General features: G+C 65.3%; 10 protein-coding genes. 2 read left to right on the top strand and 8 right to left on the bottom strand.

What is annotated here, in order from left to right; genetic code table 11:
• Positions 1-272: 272 nt before the first annotated feature.
• Positions 273-812, bottom strand: a complete 540-nt coding sequence (locus tag LRR16_RS00465) for an NUDIX domain-containing protein (RefSeq protein WP_232204337.1) — start codon at positions 810-812, stop codon at positions 273-275.
• Between the two features lie 109 nt (positions 813-921).
• Here LRR16_RS00465 and LRR16_RS00460 point away from each other — a divergent pair, with 109 nt between their 5' ends.
• Positions 922-2,292 (top strand): porin, encoded by a 1,371-nt coding sequence (locus tag LRR16_RS00460; RefSeq protein WP_232204336.1) that lies wholly within the window; start codon positions 922-924, stop codon positions 2,290-2,292.
• A 189-nt stretch (positions 2,293-2,481) separates the two neighbouring features.
• Here LRR16_RS00460 and LRR16_RS00455 read toward each other — a convergent pair whose 3' ends face one another.
• The 4 genes from LRR16_RS00455 to pcaB form a co-directional block, all read right to left on the bottom strand.
• Positions 2,482-5,013 (bottom strand): glycoside hydrolase family 3 C-terminal domain-containing protein, encoded by a 2,532-nt coding sequence (locus LRR16_RS00455; protein WP_232204335.1) that lies wholly within the window; start codon positions 5,011-5,013, stop codon positions 2,482-2,484.
• A 703-nt stretch (positions 5,014-5,716) separates the two neighbouring features.
• On the bottom strand, positions 5,717-7,111 hold the full coding sequence (locus LRR16_RS00450) for a lyase family protein (protein WP_232204334.1): 1,395 nt from the start codon (positions 7,109-7,111) through the stop codon (positions 5,717-5,719).
• Positions 7,112-7,116: 5 nt separating this feature from the next.
• On the bottom strand, positions 7,117-8,103 hold the full coding sequence (locus LRR16_RS00445) for a tripartite tricarboxylate transporter substrate binding protein BugD (RefSeq protein WP_006575501.1): 987 nt from the start codon (positions 8,101-8,103) through the stop codon (positions 7,117-7,119).
• A gap of 127 nt (positions 8,104-8,230) precedes the next feature.
• Positions 8,231-9,604, bottom strand: coding sequence for a 3-carboxy-cis,cis-muconate cycloisomerase (pcaB, locus tag LRR16_RS00440; protein ID WP_023264119.1), 1,374 nt, complete (start codon positions 9,602-9,604; stop codon positions 8,231-8,233).
• 133 nt (positions 9,605-9,737) lie between these two features.
• Here pcaB and LRR16_RS00435 point away from each other — a divergent pair, with 133 nt between their 5' ends.
• Complete coding sequence (locus LRR16_RS00435) at positions 9,738-10,472, top strand: GntR family transcriptional regulator (RefSeq protein ID WP_053824388.1); 735 nt, start codon at positions 9,738-9,740, stop codon at positions 10,470-10,472.
• 121 nt (positions 10,473-10,593) lie between these two features.
• Here the strand turns inward: LRR16_RS00435 and flgL are convergent, their stop codons facing one another.
• From flgL to flgJ, 3 genes are all read right to left on the bottom strand, one after another.
• The gene (gene flgL, locus LRR16_RS00430; protein ID WP_232204333.1) at positions 10,594-11,820 is read right to left on the bottom strand and encodes a flagellar hook-associated protein FlgL; all 1,227 of its coding nucleotides are present in this window, start codon (positions 11,818-11,820) and stop codon (positions 10,594-10,596) included.
• Positions 11,821-11,854: 34 nt separating this feature from the next.
• Positions 11,855-13,750: a flagellar hook-associated protein FlgK gene (flgK, locus tag LRR16_RS00425; RefSeq protein WP_006575498.1), complete on the bottom strand. Its 1,896-nt coding sequence runs from the start codon at positions 13,748-13,750 to the stop codon at positions 11,855-11,857.
• Positions 13,751-13,972: 222 nt separating this feature from the next.
• Positions 13,973-14,980 (bottom strand): flagellar assembly peptidoglycan hydrolase FlgJ, encoded by a 1,008-nt coding sequence (flgJ, locus tag LRR16_RS00420; RefSeq protein ID WP_232204332.1) that lies wholly within the window; start codon positions 14,978-14,980, stop codon positions 13,973-13,975.
• Positions 14,981-14,987: the final 7 nt, after the last annotated feature.

Raw genomic sequence — 14,987 nt, 5'->3', positions numbered from 1 at the left:
GATTCGATGCTGCATTCGCGAATGGCAGCTCATATTCACGACCCAGACGATTTAACCAATATCGAAATGATCGAAAGGATATCACCGCAGTCAGGTAAAACGAATCAGTGATCGCGACCGGCCTGACTGGAATAAAAAACTACGCTGGCAGGGATGCTGCTCGACCGGATCGGTACGAAAACTGGATGGCATTTCGGCCCCAAAAGGGCCGAGTCAAACGAATCCTGCAGGCGACATCATGTCGTAGGACTGCCGTCATGCCAGATATCGGCTTACAGTCGGAGTTCTTCGGCGCCTGCCGCTACCACGCTCTGCGCCCACCGAAGAATCGGTCCAAAGCGCGGCGGCAGCAGGTCCAGCGCCGCGGCAAACGATACCCAGCGAAACTCGTGATGTTCCGGACGACCCAGTTCCGCGCTGAACGGAAGGCTGACCTGCTCGTCTCTCGACAAGGCAATGTAGAAGCGCGCGACCTTGCCTTTGGCGTACGGCTCGGTCTCACGATAGTCATCGCCCCACGGCAACGTCAGCGCGGACAAATCCGTCTCCTCGGCAGTCTCGCGCAGCGCGGTCTGCAACAGGTCTTCCCCAGGTTCCGGGGTTCCCTTGGGAAGGTCCCAGGTGCGGTACGCACGCAGCACCAGGCAGCGCCATTGGGCGCCAAACCGACGAACCACCACCAGCCCTGCCGAACGCCTCGCCACGGTCATGTTTCCCTCCGCTTGAGTTTCCGAGGACTGTAACCCCATCGCCTCGATCGCGGCATTGTTTCGGGTTGTGGCATTGCGCAGCACAGTGCGCGGAATTGGCACAGCGCACGTCGTGAACAGCCGTTCCAGCGTGCCTGCGCATCGCTGACCGATTCCGCAACAACTGTCCTCGAGCGACGCATCGACCGGTCATTGAACTCGGCGTCTCGGGATGCCCACGCCGAGCCTCCTGTTTCGTTTTGCCGCATCGATCGGCACGGCTGCTTCAAGCGTGCGCATCGGTGCCTCACCGCGCCACAGCCCTTCGATCCGCCCCTCTTCTTCAACTGCTCCGGCACGCCGCTTGCGCAATGCGCCCGGCCGGCAAACCGGCTGCATCAGATCAACAACACAAGAGGAGACATCCATGCACAAGCAGCACGCAACACCGAAACCGCCCCAACAATCCATCCGCCGCGCATGTGTCCTCGCCGCGCTGGTCTGCACGAGCCATGCAGGCGCCGCGGAGTTCCAGGCCGGCGACTGGACGCTGACGGTGGGCGGCAATATCAATGCCTTCTATACGACGAACTCGTGCTCGGGCGACAACATCGGCGGCCTCGCGCTTGGCAGCCGCGCGCTCGCTTGCGGCGGCAAGGACAACAGCACGGTCATCGGCAATGGCCTGCTGCCCAGCTATCTGTCGGTCGGCGCGAAGTCGCGCCAGGACGAATACGATGTGGCCGCGCTGATCGGTATCGGGGCGGCAGCCGCGACCGGCGACGCCATCTCCCAGAACAACGTGGTGGACGTGCGCCAGGCCTACCTGACGTTCGGCAACAGCAGCATGGGCACGGTCAAGCTCGGCCGCGACTATGGGCTGTATGGCTACAACGCGATCATCAACGACATGACGCTGCTCGGTGTCGGTGCCGCGACCCGTGCCACGCAGCGCGGTCGCGTGTCGCTCGGTCATATTGGCGCGGGCTACGCCTATGTCGGCACCTATGGCCAGTTCGTCTACACCACCCCGTCGTTCAGTGGCTTGTCCGTCGATGTGGCAGTGATGAGCCCGGTCGATCAGCAGCCGGTGATCGGCGTACCCGACTACACGGCGAAGAACACGCCTCAGTTCCAGGGCCGCGTCAATTTCGGCACCGACCAGTACAAGCTGTGGCTGGGCGGCAAGTCGCAGCGCATGGAGGACACCGCTGGAAACTCGCTGAACATGGCGGCAGTGGAAGTCGGCGGCTCGGTCAACGTCGGGCGCTTTGGCCTGCTGGCGAACTACCAGACCGGCAAGGGCCTGGGCATTCTGTCGGATGCGGACCAGGGCGATGTGCGGACCTCCGCCTATCTTGTGCAGGGCACGTACAAGGCAACGGATCGAATCAAGCTCGGTCTGGGCTATGGCCAGAGCCGCAATCGCGACAACCCAGGGACCGGACTCAAATCCAACGCCAATCTCACCGCGGGCCTGTATTACAGCCTGACCAAGAGCATCACGTTGGTCGCCGAGATCGGCGAGACGCGATCGAAGTCGTTCGACGGGCTGTCGGCGAGGCAGCGCGGCGGCGCGTTGGGGGGCATCCTGCTGTTCTGATCACGACCACCGCCTTCACGCGCGGTTCATGGCGGACGCCGGCTCCGCAGTCCGAATACTCCACCCGTGGGGCTCGCGGCGGCCGCCCGCACGCGTGGCCGAACCGGCCACGCGGCGCTGCGTTCGAATTCACGTCACTGGCGGCCTTGGATCCCGCCGGCCGGGCGTCAAGCGATCATCCGGCCGGCATCAAGGATGCACCGGCCCCAATTGCACCAGCGTCGGGTCCGGCAGCGGATTGCTGGCGCGCGGCGTCACCACCGAGGGCAGGATATTGAACAGCTGGCCGCGCAGCCGGATGTCCTGCGACGAAGCGCCGACCAGGACATCGACCGCGCCGGCTTCCGATACCCACGCATTGCGGGCTGGGTCGAAATACGACAGCGAGCGCTGGTCCAGGTACACCGTGACCCGTTGCGTTTGCCCCGGTTGCAGGAAGACCTTGGTGAAACCCTTGAGCTCCTTGACCGGTCTGGGCACCGCGGATCCGCGCTGGCTCACGTAGACCTGTGCCGCTTCGGCACCCGCCATCTGGCCCGAATTGGTGATATCGAACGACACGGCGATCCGGCCCTGCCCCGCGGCAAACCCTGGCGACACGCTCAGCGACGAGTAGGTAAAGGTCGTATAGGAGAGCCCGAACCCGAACGGGAACAGCGGTGCCACGTTGCTGCGTTCGAATCCCCGATAGCCGACGAAGATGTCCTCGGTGTAGGTCATCGCGCGGATGTTGGGATCGTTGGAAAACTGCGGGTAGTTCGGATAGGTCGGGTTGTCCGTGATGTTCCGCTCGATCGTGATGGGCAGCTTGCCGGAAGGATTGACGTCGCCGAACAGGATCTCGGCCAGCGCCTGCCCGCCGTTCGAGCCGGGATACCACGCGTGCAGGACCGCGCCTACTTGATCGATCCAGTTGCGCATGTCGAGTCCGGTGCCACCGTGCAGCACGGCGATCGTGCGCGGATTCGCTCGCGACAGGTTGGCGATCAGCTCGTCCTGGAATTCCGGCAGCGTAAAGGGATGATCGAATCCTTCTCCCTCGTACTCCGCGCTGTTGCCGGCCGCGACCACCACCGCATCGTAATTGCGCAGATCCGCTGGCGCCTGCAGCGAGGCCCAGCTCAATTGCGCGCCGAGGAAGCCGCCGAACACAGGGATATAGCCAGGGCGGCGCGAGTAGTCGAACTGCACGGTATAGGTCTGCCCAGCCTGCAGATGCATGCGCGCGCTCAGTGGCACGGTAGGCGGAATCACGTTGTTGGGAAGCGGCGTCCCCTCGCCGTTGTCCATGATCAGCTGGCCGTTGACGTAGAGACGGACCGCGCCATCGGCCCTGGCCTTGAACACATGGGGCCCGGTGATCGTGGGCCGGATCGTGGTCGTCCAGCGTACCGACGACGGTGGCGCCGAGCCGTCGCCGCCATAGCGCGTGGTATAGGCGCTTCCCGGCGGCGCATTGCCCGACGTATCGAGGTTGATCACCGGCTCCACGCGCGACAACACCGGCGCACCGCTCCAGGTGGCATTGGCGAAGTACTGCGCCTGCGCGCCCGGCTGCCCAGTCGGCGTGGTCCAGGCGGAGCGGGCCGGATCCAGCGTCAGCGCGTCGAGCAACACGATATTCGTGCCCGGACCGGCGATCTGCCGCAAGCCGTCGATCTCGGTGATGAAGCGCGAAGCACGGACATAGGCGCTGCCGAAGCCGGTCGGCGGCACGTCGGTGGCCAGCCGTCCAATCACCGCGATATTGCGCACCGAGCCGCGCTGCAACGGCAGCAGTTGCCCGCCGTTCTTCAGCAGCACGATGCCCTCGCGCGCCACGTCCAGCGCGGCGCGCTCGGAAAACGGAGGATGCGATTCGCCGGTCGCCGGCGGCACGCTGCCGATAAACCCGTAGGCCACGACGCGTCCAAGAATCCGGCGCACCTTGTCGTCGAGCTGGGCTTGCGTCAACGAGCCGTTTGCCAGCATCGCGCTCAGCGCCGCCGGCGTGAAATGCATCGCTGACGGCCGTTCGATATCCACGCCCGCCACTGCCGCGGCCTGGCCATGTTTCAGCGTCGCATAGTCGGTCTCGACGATGCCCTTGAATCCCCATTCGTTCTTCAGCACCCGCTGAATCGCATGCTCGCTCTCGCAAACGGGATCGGCGCCATTGAGCCCATTGAATCCGCACATGATCACCGCGACATTGGCGTTCTTTACAGCCGATTCGAACGGCACCATGTAAATTTCCCGCAGTGCCCGCTCGCTGATGGTCTCCATCAGGTTGAAGCGGTTGACCTCCTGCTCGTTGGCGAGATAGTGCTTTGCGTCGGCCCACACGCCTTGCGACTGGATCGCATTGACCTGCGCGGCGCCCAGCACCGCGCCAAGAAAGGGATCCTCACCGGACAGGTACTCGAACGCGCGGCCGGCGAAAGGCGTGCGATACATGTTCAGGCCAGGGCCGGTCACCTGCTGGAACCCGTGGTTGCGCGTGTCCAGGCCAAGGCCGACACCCATCTGCTTGGCGCGATCGACGCTGAATGTCGATGCGAGCGCAGGGCCGGCCGGATAGGCGACGCCTTGCGGATCGCTCAATCGCACGCCAAGGCCGCCGTCCGTCGCGCGGATCTGCGGCACGCCCAGCCGAGGCAGCGGCTTGACGTCCCATGCGCCGGTGCCGCTGACGTAGTCGAGCTTCTCGGCTTGCGTCATCTGGTTGAGGATCGATTGCACGATCGCGTTGATCTGTGCATCGGTGGAAGGCGCTTGCGCCGGAGCCGGATGTGCGGCCAGCAAAGTCGCACCGACGAGCGATATCACTGCAATTCGAGCACCCATCTGTTGCCTCCTTGGCGGGGTCACCAAAGGCTGAACATCGACATGCGGGCCGCATATTGCAGACGGTAGTTCGGGCGATCCAAATGAGAAGACGCGTAACGATCTGTTACAGCTTTCGTCTTCTCCGTCGCGTCGATTTGCGACAAGACTGCCCCTACGAAGGCAGGGCCGGGCCGCACTGCCGAGCGTGCCGCACCATGCAGCGATTGCCGAGAATCAGGAGGTGCAAGGTGAAACAGGATTCGATGACCCGCTGCGCCGGCGTAGCGTTCGCCGCAGCGCTGGCAGCCCTTGGGGTGTCGGCGTGCGGTGGCGACGATGACCGTAGAGTCGGTGTATCGGAAGCCCCGGCGACGCAGGCGCAGGGAAGTACGGCGCCGACCGGCTCTGGCGCAATAGATCCGTCCTCGCTGGTCTCGCCGGTCAGCAATGCGCCGGTAGGCGAGCAGAAGGTACAGGAGACGCGAAACCCCGCAGGAAGCGATCCGAATCCGCCGCGTCATTGATCGCTTCGGATCGAGCGGCAGGTCAACGGCAAAGCTTGCTTGCCTTCAAGCCAAAAGGGCTCGGGCCCGTTCACCGCTGCATGGGGCAAGGACTATGCGACTCCACGCCCCATCTTCTCGAGGTTCACGAGCCGGTCGTACTCCTCGCCGCCGAGCACCCCCAGGTCGACCGCCGCCTGACGTGGCGACATTCCCATTGCCATGGCGTGGCGCACGATCCGTGCTGCCTGGTCGTAGCCGATCACTGGATTGAGCGCGGTGGCCGCCAGAAGCGGACTCTCGAGCTGTCGCGCCATGGTCGCGTGATTTGGCTCCAGTCCTGGAATCACCCGCTGTGCCAGCGTACGCGCGCTGTCTGCGAGCAGTCGAATGGACTGGAGCACGTTATGGATCAACACCGGCTTGGCGACGTTCAGCTCGAAATTGCCGCTGGCGGCTGCCATGGTTACGGTCACGTGATTGCCGGCCACCTGCATGCCAGCCTGCACCATGACCTCGGCGATCGTCGGGTTGCGTTTGCCCGGCATGATCGACGATGTCAACCCGTCCTCCGGCATGACGATTTCTCCGATGCCGCAGCTCGGCCCCGAACTCATCCAGCGCAGATCGTTGGCGATCTTGATGAACGATGCCGCGATCACGTTCAGCGCGCCAGACAGCTCCAGCAGCGCGTCGTGGGCTGCCATGCCTTCGACCTTGCAGGGATTGGGACGAAATGGCTGACCCGTCAGGCGGCTTGCCTCGTCGCAGAATGCCTGCGCAAATCCGGCGGGCGCGTTTAGTCCGGTCCCTGCGGCGGTGCCGCCCTGCGGCAACATCAGCAGCCGCGGCATCGTCGATTCGATGCGTGCCACCGCGTGATCCATCTGCGCGGCGAAGCCTTCGAAGCTGCGGCCCAGCGTCGTCGGCACGGCATCCATCAGATGCGTGCGGGCCAGCTTCAGGATATCGGCGAAGTCCCTGGCGCGGGCCTGCAGACTGTCTCGTAGTGCCGTCAGTGCCGGTAGCAGCGTGCCTTGCAATTCCAGCACCGCACCAAGGTGCATCACCGTCGGAAAGCTGTCGTTGGATGATTGCGAGCGATTGACGTGATCGTTCGGATGAACGGGCCGCTTGGTCCCCAACGGTTGGCCTAGCCGCTCGTTCGCGCGATTGGCGATGACCTCGTTCGCATTCATATTGGTCTGCGTACCGGATCCCGTCTGCCAGACCGTCAATGGAAAATGGTCGTCGAAGGCGCCGTGCCACACCTCTGCGCTCGCATCGATGATGGCGGCCGCAATGCCGGCATCCAGCGCGCCGCACTGCAGATTGGCCGTGGCCGCCGCCATCTTGTGCAGGCCGAACGCGCGGATCAGACAGGGCGGGAAGCGCTCGCTGCCAATGTCGAAGACGGCCAGGGCACGCTGGGTCTGCGCGCCCCAGTAGCGGTCGGCGGGGATGTCGACCGGGCCGAAGGCGTCGTATTCGGTGCGGGTCGCCGTCATCGCGCTCAGTCCAGCGAGATATTGGCCTTGGCCGCCAGCACCTTCCAGCGGGCGACTTCCGCTTCGGTGTGCTTTCCCAGCGCGCTGGCCGTGTACTGGTCCTCGCGCAGCATCTGGATCGCCTGCGCCGACAACCGGTCGGTGAACGCCTTGTCCTTCATCACTTTCAAATAGGCCTGCTGCATCTTTTCCACTGCCGCCGGTGCCGTGCCCTTGGGCGCATAGATGCCATACCAGGTTGCCGCTTCGAAGCCGGGAGCGACCGTCTCGGCAAGCGTCGGCACGTCCTTGAGCTGTGCCACCCGCCTGGCCGACGTGACGGCCAGCGGCCTGACCTTGGCCTCGGTGATTTGCGGCAACGCGGTGTTGGTCTGGTCGAACATGCCATCGACCTGCCCGCCGATGACATCGATCAGCGCCGGACCCGCACCCTTGTACGGCACCAGCGAGACCTTGATGCCGGCGGACGAGGCGAACATCGCCGCGATCAAGTGCGAGGTCGAGCCCATGCCGGCATTGCTGATGAATAGCTTGCCCGGATTCTGTTTGCCATAGTCGACCAGCGCCCTTACATCCTTGGCGGGATGGTCCTTGCGCACCATCAAGACCATTGGCGTATCCGGAAAGCGGAAGACCGGGGCAAAGTCCTTGACCGGGTCGTAGGGCAGCTTCTTGTAGAGCGCCGGCGCGGCGCCCATATAGCCCATATGCCCCACCAGCATCGTGTAGCCGTCCGCGGGCGCGCGAGCTGCCTTCCCTGCCCCGATCGTGCCGCCTGCGCCAGGCGTGTTTTCGATGATGATCGACTGGCCGACTTCGCGCGACACGCGGTCGGCAATGGTGCGTGCCAGCGCGTCGGTGGGGCCGCCGGCGGCGAAGGGCACGATCCAGGTAATCGGCCGGGTCGGCCAGTTCTGCGCGTGTACCGACGCCGCGGCAAGCAGCGCGGCGATCGTCATCGAGGCGCGCACGACGGTTGGGATGGCTTTCATGATTTGTCTCCTTGGTAGGCTGCAGCGATCGGACTGCTTCGGCCCGCCGCCGCAATGGATGCGCTTGAATCGTTGGATGCGATCGGTGCGCGTTGACCGGCCTCGGTCCCGTACTGGCGGCGCTGGCTCAGGGGATTTCCGCCGATAGAGCGACGGCGCGGTCCACCATCTGCGGCGCGAGTCCGAGGTAGTTGGCGGGATCGACCATCTGCTCGATCGCCGCACGGTCGAAGTGCTGCGTGACAGCGGGCAAGGCGAGCAGGGCTTCGGCCAGCGTGCCGCCGGCTTCGTTGACGGTGCGGCAGGCGTCGTAGACGACGTCATGCGCTTGTTGGCGACCGATATGCGGGGCCATCCGCATCATCACGGCTTCGGCCACGATCAGGCCCTTGGAGATGCCGAGGTTGTGAGCCATGCGTGGCGCATCGACGATCAGTCCGCCGAGCGCGAACTTTGCCTGGTGCAGCGCGCCGGACGTCAGGATGAAGCTCTCGGGAATCGCGATCCACTCCGCGTGCCATGGCCCCGTGGCGCGCTCGAAGTCCTGCACCAGCGCATCGACCATCAAGCCGGCGTGCTGACGCACCGCCTTCGATGCCGCCAGCATCAGTTCGCTCGAGATGGGATTGCGCTTCTGCGGCATCGTGCTGCTCGCCCCGCGCCCCTTGACGAAGGGCTCGTAGACTTCCGCAAACTCGGTGGACGCCATGATCATGATGTCCAACGCGATCTTGCCGAGCGAGCCGGTGACCAGCGCGAGCAGATTGACGGCTTCGGCAAGGCCGTCGCGCGCGACGTGCCATGTCATGGTTGGCACGCCCAAGCCCAACTCCTCCGCCAGCGCGCGCTGCACCGCGAAGCCCTTGTCCCCTATCGATGCCAGCGTGCCCGCGGCACCGGCAAATTGCACCACCGCCACCCTGGGCCGCAGTTGGGCCAGGCGCTGCTGGTGCCGGTCGAACATCGCAAGCCAGACAGCGGCCTTGTAGCCGAAGGTCACCGGCAGCGCTTGCTGCAGGTGCGTGCGGCCGGCCATCGGGGTATCGCGATGCGCCTTGGCGAGATCGGCCAGGATGCCGCGCAGCGCGCGAATATCGGCGTCGATGCTGTCCAGCCCGTCGCGCACCTGCAGGGCCACCGCCGTGTCCATGATGTCCTGCGTGGTGGCTCCCCAGTGAACGTAACGTCCTGCGTCGCCGCACATCTGCACCAGCTGGTGCACCAGCGGCAGGATGGGATAGCCGACAATATCGGTTTCCTCGCGCATGTGATCGAAGTCGATGCGCTCGATACGCGCTTCGCGTGCGATCGTCTCGGCCGCTTCGGCCGGAATCACGCCAACGCGGGCTTCGGCCCTGGCAAGGGCGACCTCGACGTCGATGTAGCGCTGTACCAGCGCACCGTCGGAGAAGATCTCTCGCATCTTCCTGGTCCCGAAAGCATCGCGGAACAGCGCGGAATCGACGACGGTACTGGCGGCGGGAATGCTGTAGCTGGGCATGGAGCGACCTTGTTGCAATAGGCTGGTCGTTCGATATGTTCGAACATATTCGCATTAAATATGTTCGAACATATGCCGGGAAATAGGTGTTAACCCTTGAATCGCGCTCCGTTGAGTCGGGGACAATGGCGAAATGAGCAGACGAACCGCATCAGAGATCACTCGCGAACTGTTGGACGGCATCAAGGGCGGCCGCTATCCGGTCGGAGCGCTGTTGCCCACCGAGTTCGAGTTGTGCGAGCAGTTCCACGCCAGCCGCTACACGATCCGCGCTGTATTGCAGGAACTGCAGGACCTCGGGCTGGTGTCGCGCCGAAAGAACGTCGGCACACGTGTCGAAGCCGCCGAGCCCAAGGCGGTGTTCAAGCCGACGCTGGCGTCGGTCGAAGATCTGATGCAGTTCGGGGAGCAGCATCGGCGCGTAGTGCAAGCCGTGGAGACGACCGTCGCGCCTGCCGAAGTGGCTGCTGCGTTGGGTGGCACGCCGGCAACGAAATGGCTGCGCATTTCAAGCGTCCGATGGAACGACGATGCGGCCGCCACGCCGATCGCGTGGACCGACATCTATATCGATACCGCCTACGAGGACATCGGCGCCATCGTGCGAGATACGCCGGACGTGCTCGTCAGCTCGCTGATCGAGTCGCGCCACGGCCGGCAGATCGCCGAGATCGAACAAAGCGTACGTGCCTCGACGCTGACCGACAAACGCGTGGCCCGCGCGCTCGGCATCGAAATCGGGTCGTCGGTGCTGAAGGTCGTGCGCCGCTACCTTGACGAGGCAGGCGACACCTTCGAAGTCTCTGTCACGATCCATCCCGCCGAGACGTTTTCCGTGACGACGCGGATGAGGCGTTCGACGCGATGATCGCGCGTGGCGGCGGAAGGCTGAGGCAGTCGAGATGTTCGGGTGGAGACCTGCGGTACGCCGCCGGCTCCCACCCCTGGTCCGGGGTGCAGGCCGGCAGCCTTGTCCGTGTTATCCAGGCTTACCGCAGATAGTTGAACAGATTCATCCCCTGAATCTGCATGAACGACTGCTGTGCCGCCTGCAGCGCGGTCTGGCGCTGATAGTACTCGGCGATCGCCGACGCGTAGTCCAGATCCTGCAGCCCCGACAGCGTCTGCTCGTAGTTCAGGTCGCGGTTGGCCCCGATGGTGTCGAGCGCATCGAGTTCCTGCATCCGCGAGCCGACCGACGCGCGCACGGTCAGCACGTTGTCGAGGGAGTTGGACATCTTGCGGTTGGCGGTCGACAGTGCGTTATCGAGCCGCGCACGGTCGGCCTCGGTGACGATCGGCTGCTTCAGCGCGTCGATGGCGGCCTGGATGTTCGCGAAGATGTCGGTGCCCGCCTGCTTGGCCGGGGCCAGCGTCATCGAGTCGCCGTTGGCCGGCGCGCCCTTGACGGTAAACGACACGCCGCCGAACTGGATCGCGTCGCCGGCTACGTAAGGCGTCGACGGCACGATGGCCGTGGGCGGCACGGCGCTGTTGTCGGTGACGGTGTAGCTGGTATTGCCGGCGCCGTCGACGGTGAAGTCGATCGAGAATTCGTGGCCGTACAGCGGGTTGCTCGGGTCGGTGACCGACAGCGCGCCGTAGAGCGCCGTGCCGGTGTTGCCGCCGCCTTCGGTCATCACGTAGTCGGCCGAGCCGGTGACGCTGAGGAATACATCGCGGCCGTTGTCGCCGGCGGCCATCTGGCGGGCGACGTCGACCTGCAGCAGTTGCGAGCCGGTGTCGCCGACATATTGCGCGGTGCCGCCATTGGCCGCGAACGGCGGGGTGCCCGACTTGAAGCCGGCAAACAGGTACTGGCCGTTGCCATCGTCGGCGTTGGCCAGTCCCAGCAGCTGCTCGTAGTTGCTCTGCAGTTCGGACGCGATCGAGGCGCGGTCGGCGTTGCTGATGGTGCCGTTGCCGCCGTTGACGATCAGCGTCTGCACGTTCTGGATCGTGGTGATCACGCTCTGCAGCGTCTTTTCCTCGAGCGCCAGGCTGATGTTGGCCTGGGTACGCGAGGTGGCGTATTGCTCGTTGACGCCGATCGACTGCGTCACACCGAGTGCGCGCGTGGCGGCAATCGGGTCGTCGGACGGGTTCAGCACGCGCCGGCCGGTGCCGAGCTGCTGCTGCACGTGCAGCAGCGAGGACTGCTGGCCGTTCATCGCGGACAGGCCGAGCTGGTAGAACGTGGAAGTGGCGACACGCATGATGGTTTCCTGGTCTCGGTAGGCGGGCGGCCCGTCAGCGGATATTGATGATGGCGTCGAACAGCGACGAGGCGGTCTGGATCACCTGCGCGCTGGCCTGATAGAGCTGCTGGAAGCGCAGCAGGTTGACGGTTTCCTCGTCCATGTTGACGCCGGAGACCGACTGCTGGGCGGTACGCACCTGGGTCGTGATGCTGTTCTGCGAGGTCGACGCGATATCGATCGACTTGGTACGGCTGCCGATGTCGTTGACCAGCTCGGCATAGGCGTCGTTGAAGCTGGACACGCCGTTGATGGTCTTGGTGGTCTGGAGCTTGGCCAGCACCAGCGCATTGCCGTTGTCGGACGAGCCGCCGACGTTGGAGCCGATCGTGAAGCTGTCACCGGCCTTCGGCGCGCCGCCGAAGCTGACGGTCACGCCGTCGAACGTATAGTCGACCGCGCTGCCGTTGGGCACCGGGCCGGCGTCCGGCGTCACCGGATTGCCGGCGGCGTCGGTGAAGGTATAGCCGGTGCCGTCGTAGGTCGCGACGATCTTCGACGGCGGCACGTTGAAGCCCTGTGCGACATTGCTGACCTTGGCCGTACCGGAGCCGACATTGGATGCGCTACTCTCGGCGAGCACCGGCGAGGCGGCGGCGACCTTGGCGGGGTCGGTGATGGCGAGGTCGAACGAACGAGCGACATTGCGGGTCGGCTGGATCTGGAAGGTGTCGCCCGCGGCCATGGTGCCGCCGACCGTGATGCTCAGGCCGTCGGCCGTGAAGGTGGGGCCGGCGCCGGTGGCGACCACTTCGTTGTCGGACATCCGCACCAGGCTGTAGCTGGTACCGTCGTAGGTCACCGTGTAGTCGCTGGTGGTCAGCGCGGTGGCATCGGCAACCGTGGCCGCCACCGTGCCGGTGCCGTTGTTGCGCGTGTTGCCGATCACCGTCGGCGAGCCCATCGCGAACATGTCGCCGCCGATCTGGCCCTTCAGGTCCATGCCCAGGCGGTGCTGCGCGTTGAAGGTCTGGCCGATCGCCAGCGACAGTCGGCCGATCGCGTTCTGCGCGGCGTCGAGGGTCTCGCTGCGGAACTGCATCAGGCCGCCGATGCTGCCGCCGCTGAACAGCGCGTCATCCATCTCGATCGCGGTGCCGTCCGGAAGCGTATAGGCGATGCCCATCCGCGACGGGTCGGCCGCGGATTGTACGGCCTTCAGGTCGTACGAGTTGGCGCCGACGACCAGCGGCTGGCCGTTGCCGACGAACACGTTGTAGCTGCCGCCGTCCTGCGCGACCACCTTGACGCCGACGAGCTTGTTCAGCTGCGCGACCATTTCGTCGCGCTGGTCCAGCAGATCGTTGGGCGGCTGGCCGCCGCTGGCGGCGGTGGCCTTGGCGATCTCGCTGTTCAGCGAGGCGATCTCCTTGGCGAAGGCGTTCACCTGCGTGACCGAGCTCTGGATCTCGCTGTTGATGCCTTCCTGCTGGTTCTGGAAGTACGACGCCGCGGAACGCAGCTGGCCGGCCAGCGACTGGGCGGCGTTCAGCATGTTCTGGCGGACCGCGGTATCGCCCGGCTTGTCGGCCACGCCCTGCACCGCGGCGAAGAATTTCTGCATCAGCGGCGCGATGCCGCCCTTCTGGTCGGCCAGCAGGCTGTCGATCTGCTTGATCTGTTCCGAGTACGTCGACAGGTGCGCGCTCGACGTTTCGGCGGCGCGCAGCTGGCCGGTCAGGAATTCGTCGTAGACCCGCATCACCGTGGTGGTGGTCGAGCCCTGGCCGAAGAAGCCCTGGCTGGTGTACTGGCCGCCCGACGACGCGATGATGGTGTTCTGGCGCGTGTAGCCGGCGGTCGCCGCGTTGCTGACGTTATGGCCGATGGTCGTCAGCGCGTTCTGTGCCGTATTCAGGCCGGACAGGCCGATATTGAAGAGAGACATGCACTAGCCCCGGATTCTGTTGGTCGCCCTGGCCGCGCGATGCAGTCGCGACCGTGGCGGTGGATGAGGGTGGTAACGGCAGATTGGGCGGCGGACTTTAGGGTTGCGGGTCGTTTCGGGCGGCGGTGGCGTGCGAACCGCGGAACGCCCTCTCCCCCGCGCCTCTCCGGCAAGCGGGAGAGGAGAGAAAACCGGCGGTGTTCTGGATCGCACAGCCGGTCCTTAGACCGGCACCTTGCGCATGATCCTGACCAGCTTCGCTCCATACTCGGGATCGGTCGCATAACCGGCGCGCTGCAGGCCGTGCGCGGCTTCCTCGGCCGAGCCCGCCGATACCACGCCGGCATAGCGCGGGTTGTTGGTCAGCAGCCGTGCGTAGTCGGCGAAGGCTTCCTCGTACGAGCCGTAGGCGCGGAACTTCGCCTTGATCTTCTGCGGCTGGCCGTCGACGTATTCGGTGGTGGTGATCTCGGCGACCGGGCCCTTCCAGTTGGCGCCGGCCTTGATGCCGAACACGTTGTGGGTAGTGCTGCCGTCCGCATGGGTGATTTCGCGGCGGCCCCAGCCCGACTCGAGCGCGGCCTGGCCCAGGATCAACCGTGCCGGCACGCCGCTGGCGCGCGAGGCGGCCACGGCCGGGCCGGCCATGCGGCTGACGAAGGCGCTGATATGGGACGGCGTGTCTTCGGACATGGCGGCGCCGCCCTGCCACTGGCCGCTCTGTTGCGCCTGGTACTGGCGCAGGCCCGCGGTCGGGTTCCAGTTGGCGCCCGGCACCACGGTGCCGGCGCGCGGCACCTGTTCCTCGTCGGCCCCGGCCGCTGCGGTGGTGCGTCCGTCCAGCAGCGGACCGAGGGAGCCCGCCACATCGTCCATGCGGCTGGCGGCGGCGGCCTCCGGCGGCAGCGGCTGGCCGCTGGCACGCGCCAGCTGGCGCGCCATCACCTCGGCCAGGCCAATGCCCTTCGACGACAGATGCTGGGCCAGCTGCTGGTCCAGCATCGACATATAGAGCTTGGTCTGCTCGTTGTCGAACAGCCCGTCCTGCGGCGTCGCTTCGCGCATGCTCTTGAGCACCATCTGCGTGAAGACGGCCTCGAACTGTTTGGCGGCGGCTTTCAGCGTGTCGGCGCTGCCGTCGCGCGCGCCCTGCTTCAGCGCTTCGAATCCCTGCGTGTCGAGCGCGAAGCGCTGCGACAGATCGGCTTGAGCGTGGATCGGTTGGCTCATGCGATGG

The organism is Cupriavidus sp. UGS-1 (assembly GCF_021213615.1).
Lineage (GTDB): Bacteria > Pseudomonadota > Gammaproteobacteria > Burkholderiales > Burkholderiaceae > Cupriavidus.
Note: the sequence above shows the minus strand (reverse complement) of the source record. Positions and strands in the feature narration are given on the sequence as shown.

What these genes read in the sequence shown, in the direction of transcription:
- LRR16_RS00460 (WP_232204336.1), top strand. Translation starts at nt 922, where the DNA reads ATGCCCACGCCGAGCCTCCTGTTTCGTTTTGCCGCATCGATCGGCACG.
- LRR16_RS00450 (WP_232204334.1), bottom strand. Translation starts at nt 7,111, where the DNA reads ATGACGGCGACCCGCACCGAATACGACGCCTTCGGCCCGGTCGACATC.
- LRR16_RS00445 (WP_006575501.1), bottom strand. Translation starts at nt 8,103, where the DNA reads ATGAAAGCCATCCCAACCGTCGTGCGCGCCTCGATGACGATCGCCGCG.
- pcaB (WP_023264119.1), bottom strand. Translation starts at nt 9,604, where the DNA reads ATGCCCAGCTACAGCATTCCCGCCGCCAGTACCGTCGTCGATTCCGCG.
- LRR16_RS00435 (WP_053824388.1), top strand. Translation starts at nt 9,738, where the DNA reads ATGAGCAGACGAACCGCATCAGAGATCACTCGCGAACTGTTGGACGGC.
- flgL (WP_232204333.1), bottom strand. Translation starts at nt 11,820, where the DNA reads ATGCGTGTCGCCACTTCCACGTTCTACCAGCTCGGCCTGTCCGCGATG.
- flgK (WP_006575498.1), bottom strand. Translation starts at nt 13,750, where the DNA reads ATGTCTCTCTTCAATATCGGCCTGTCCGGCCTGAATACGGCACAGAAC.
- flgJ (WP_232204332.1), bottom strand. Translation starts at nt 14,980, where the DNA reads ATGAGCCAACCGATCCACGCTCAAGCCGATCTGTCGCAGCGCTTCGCG.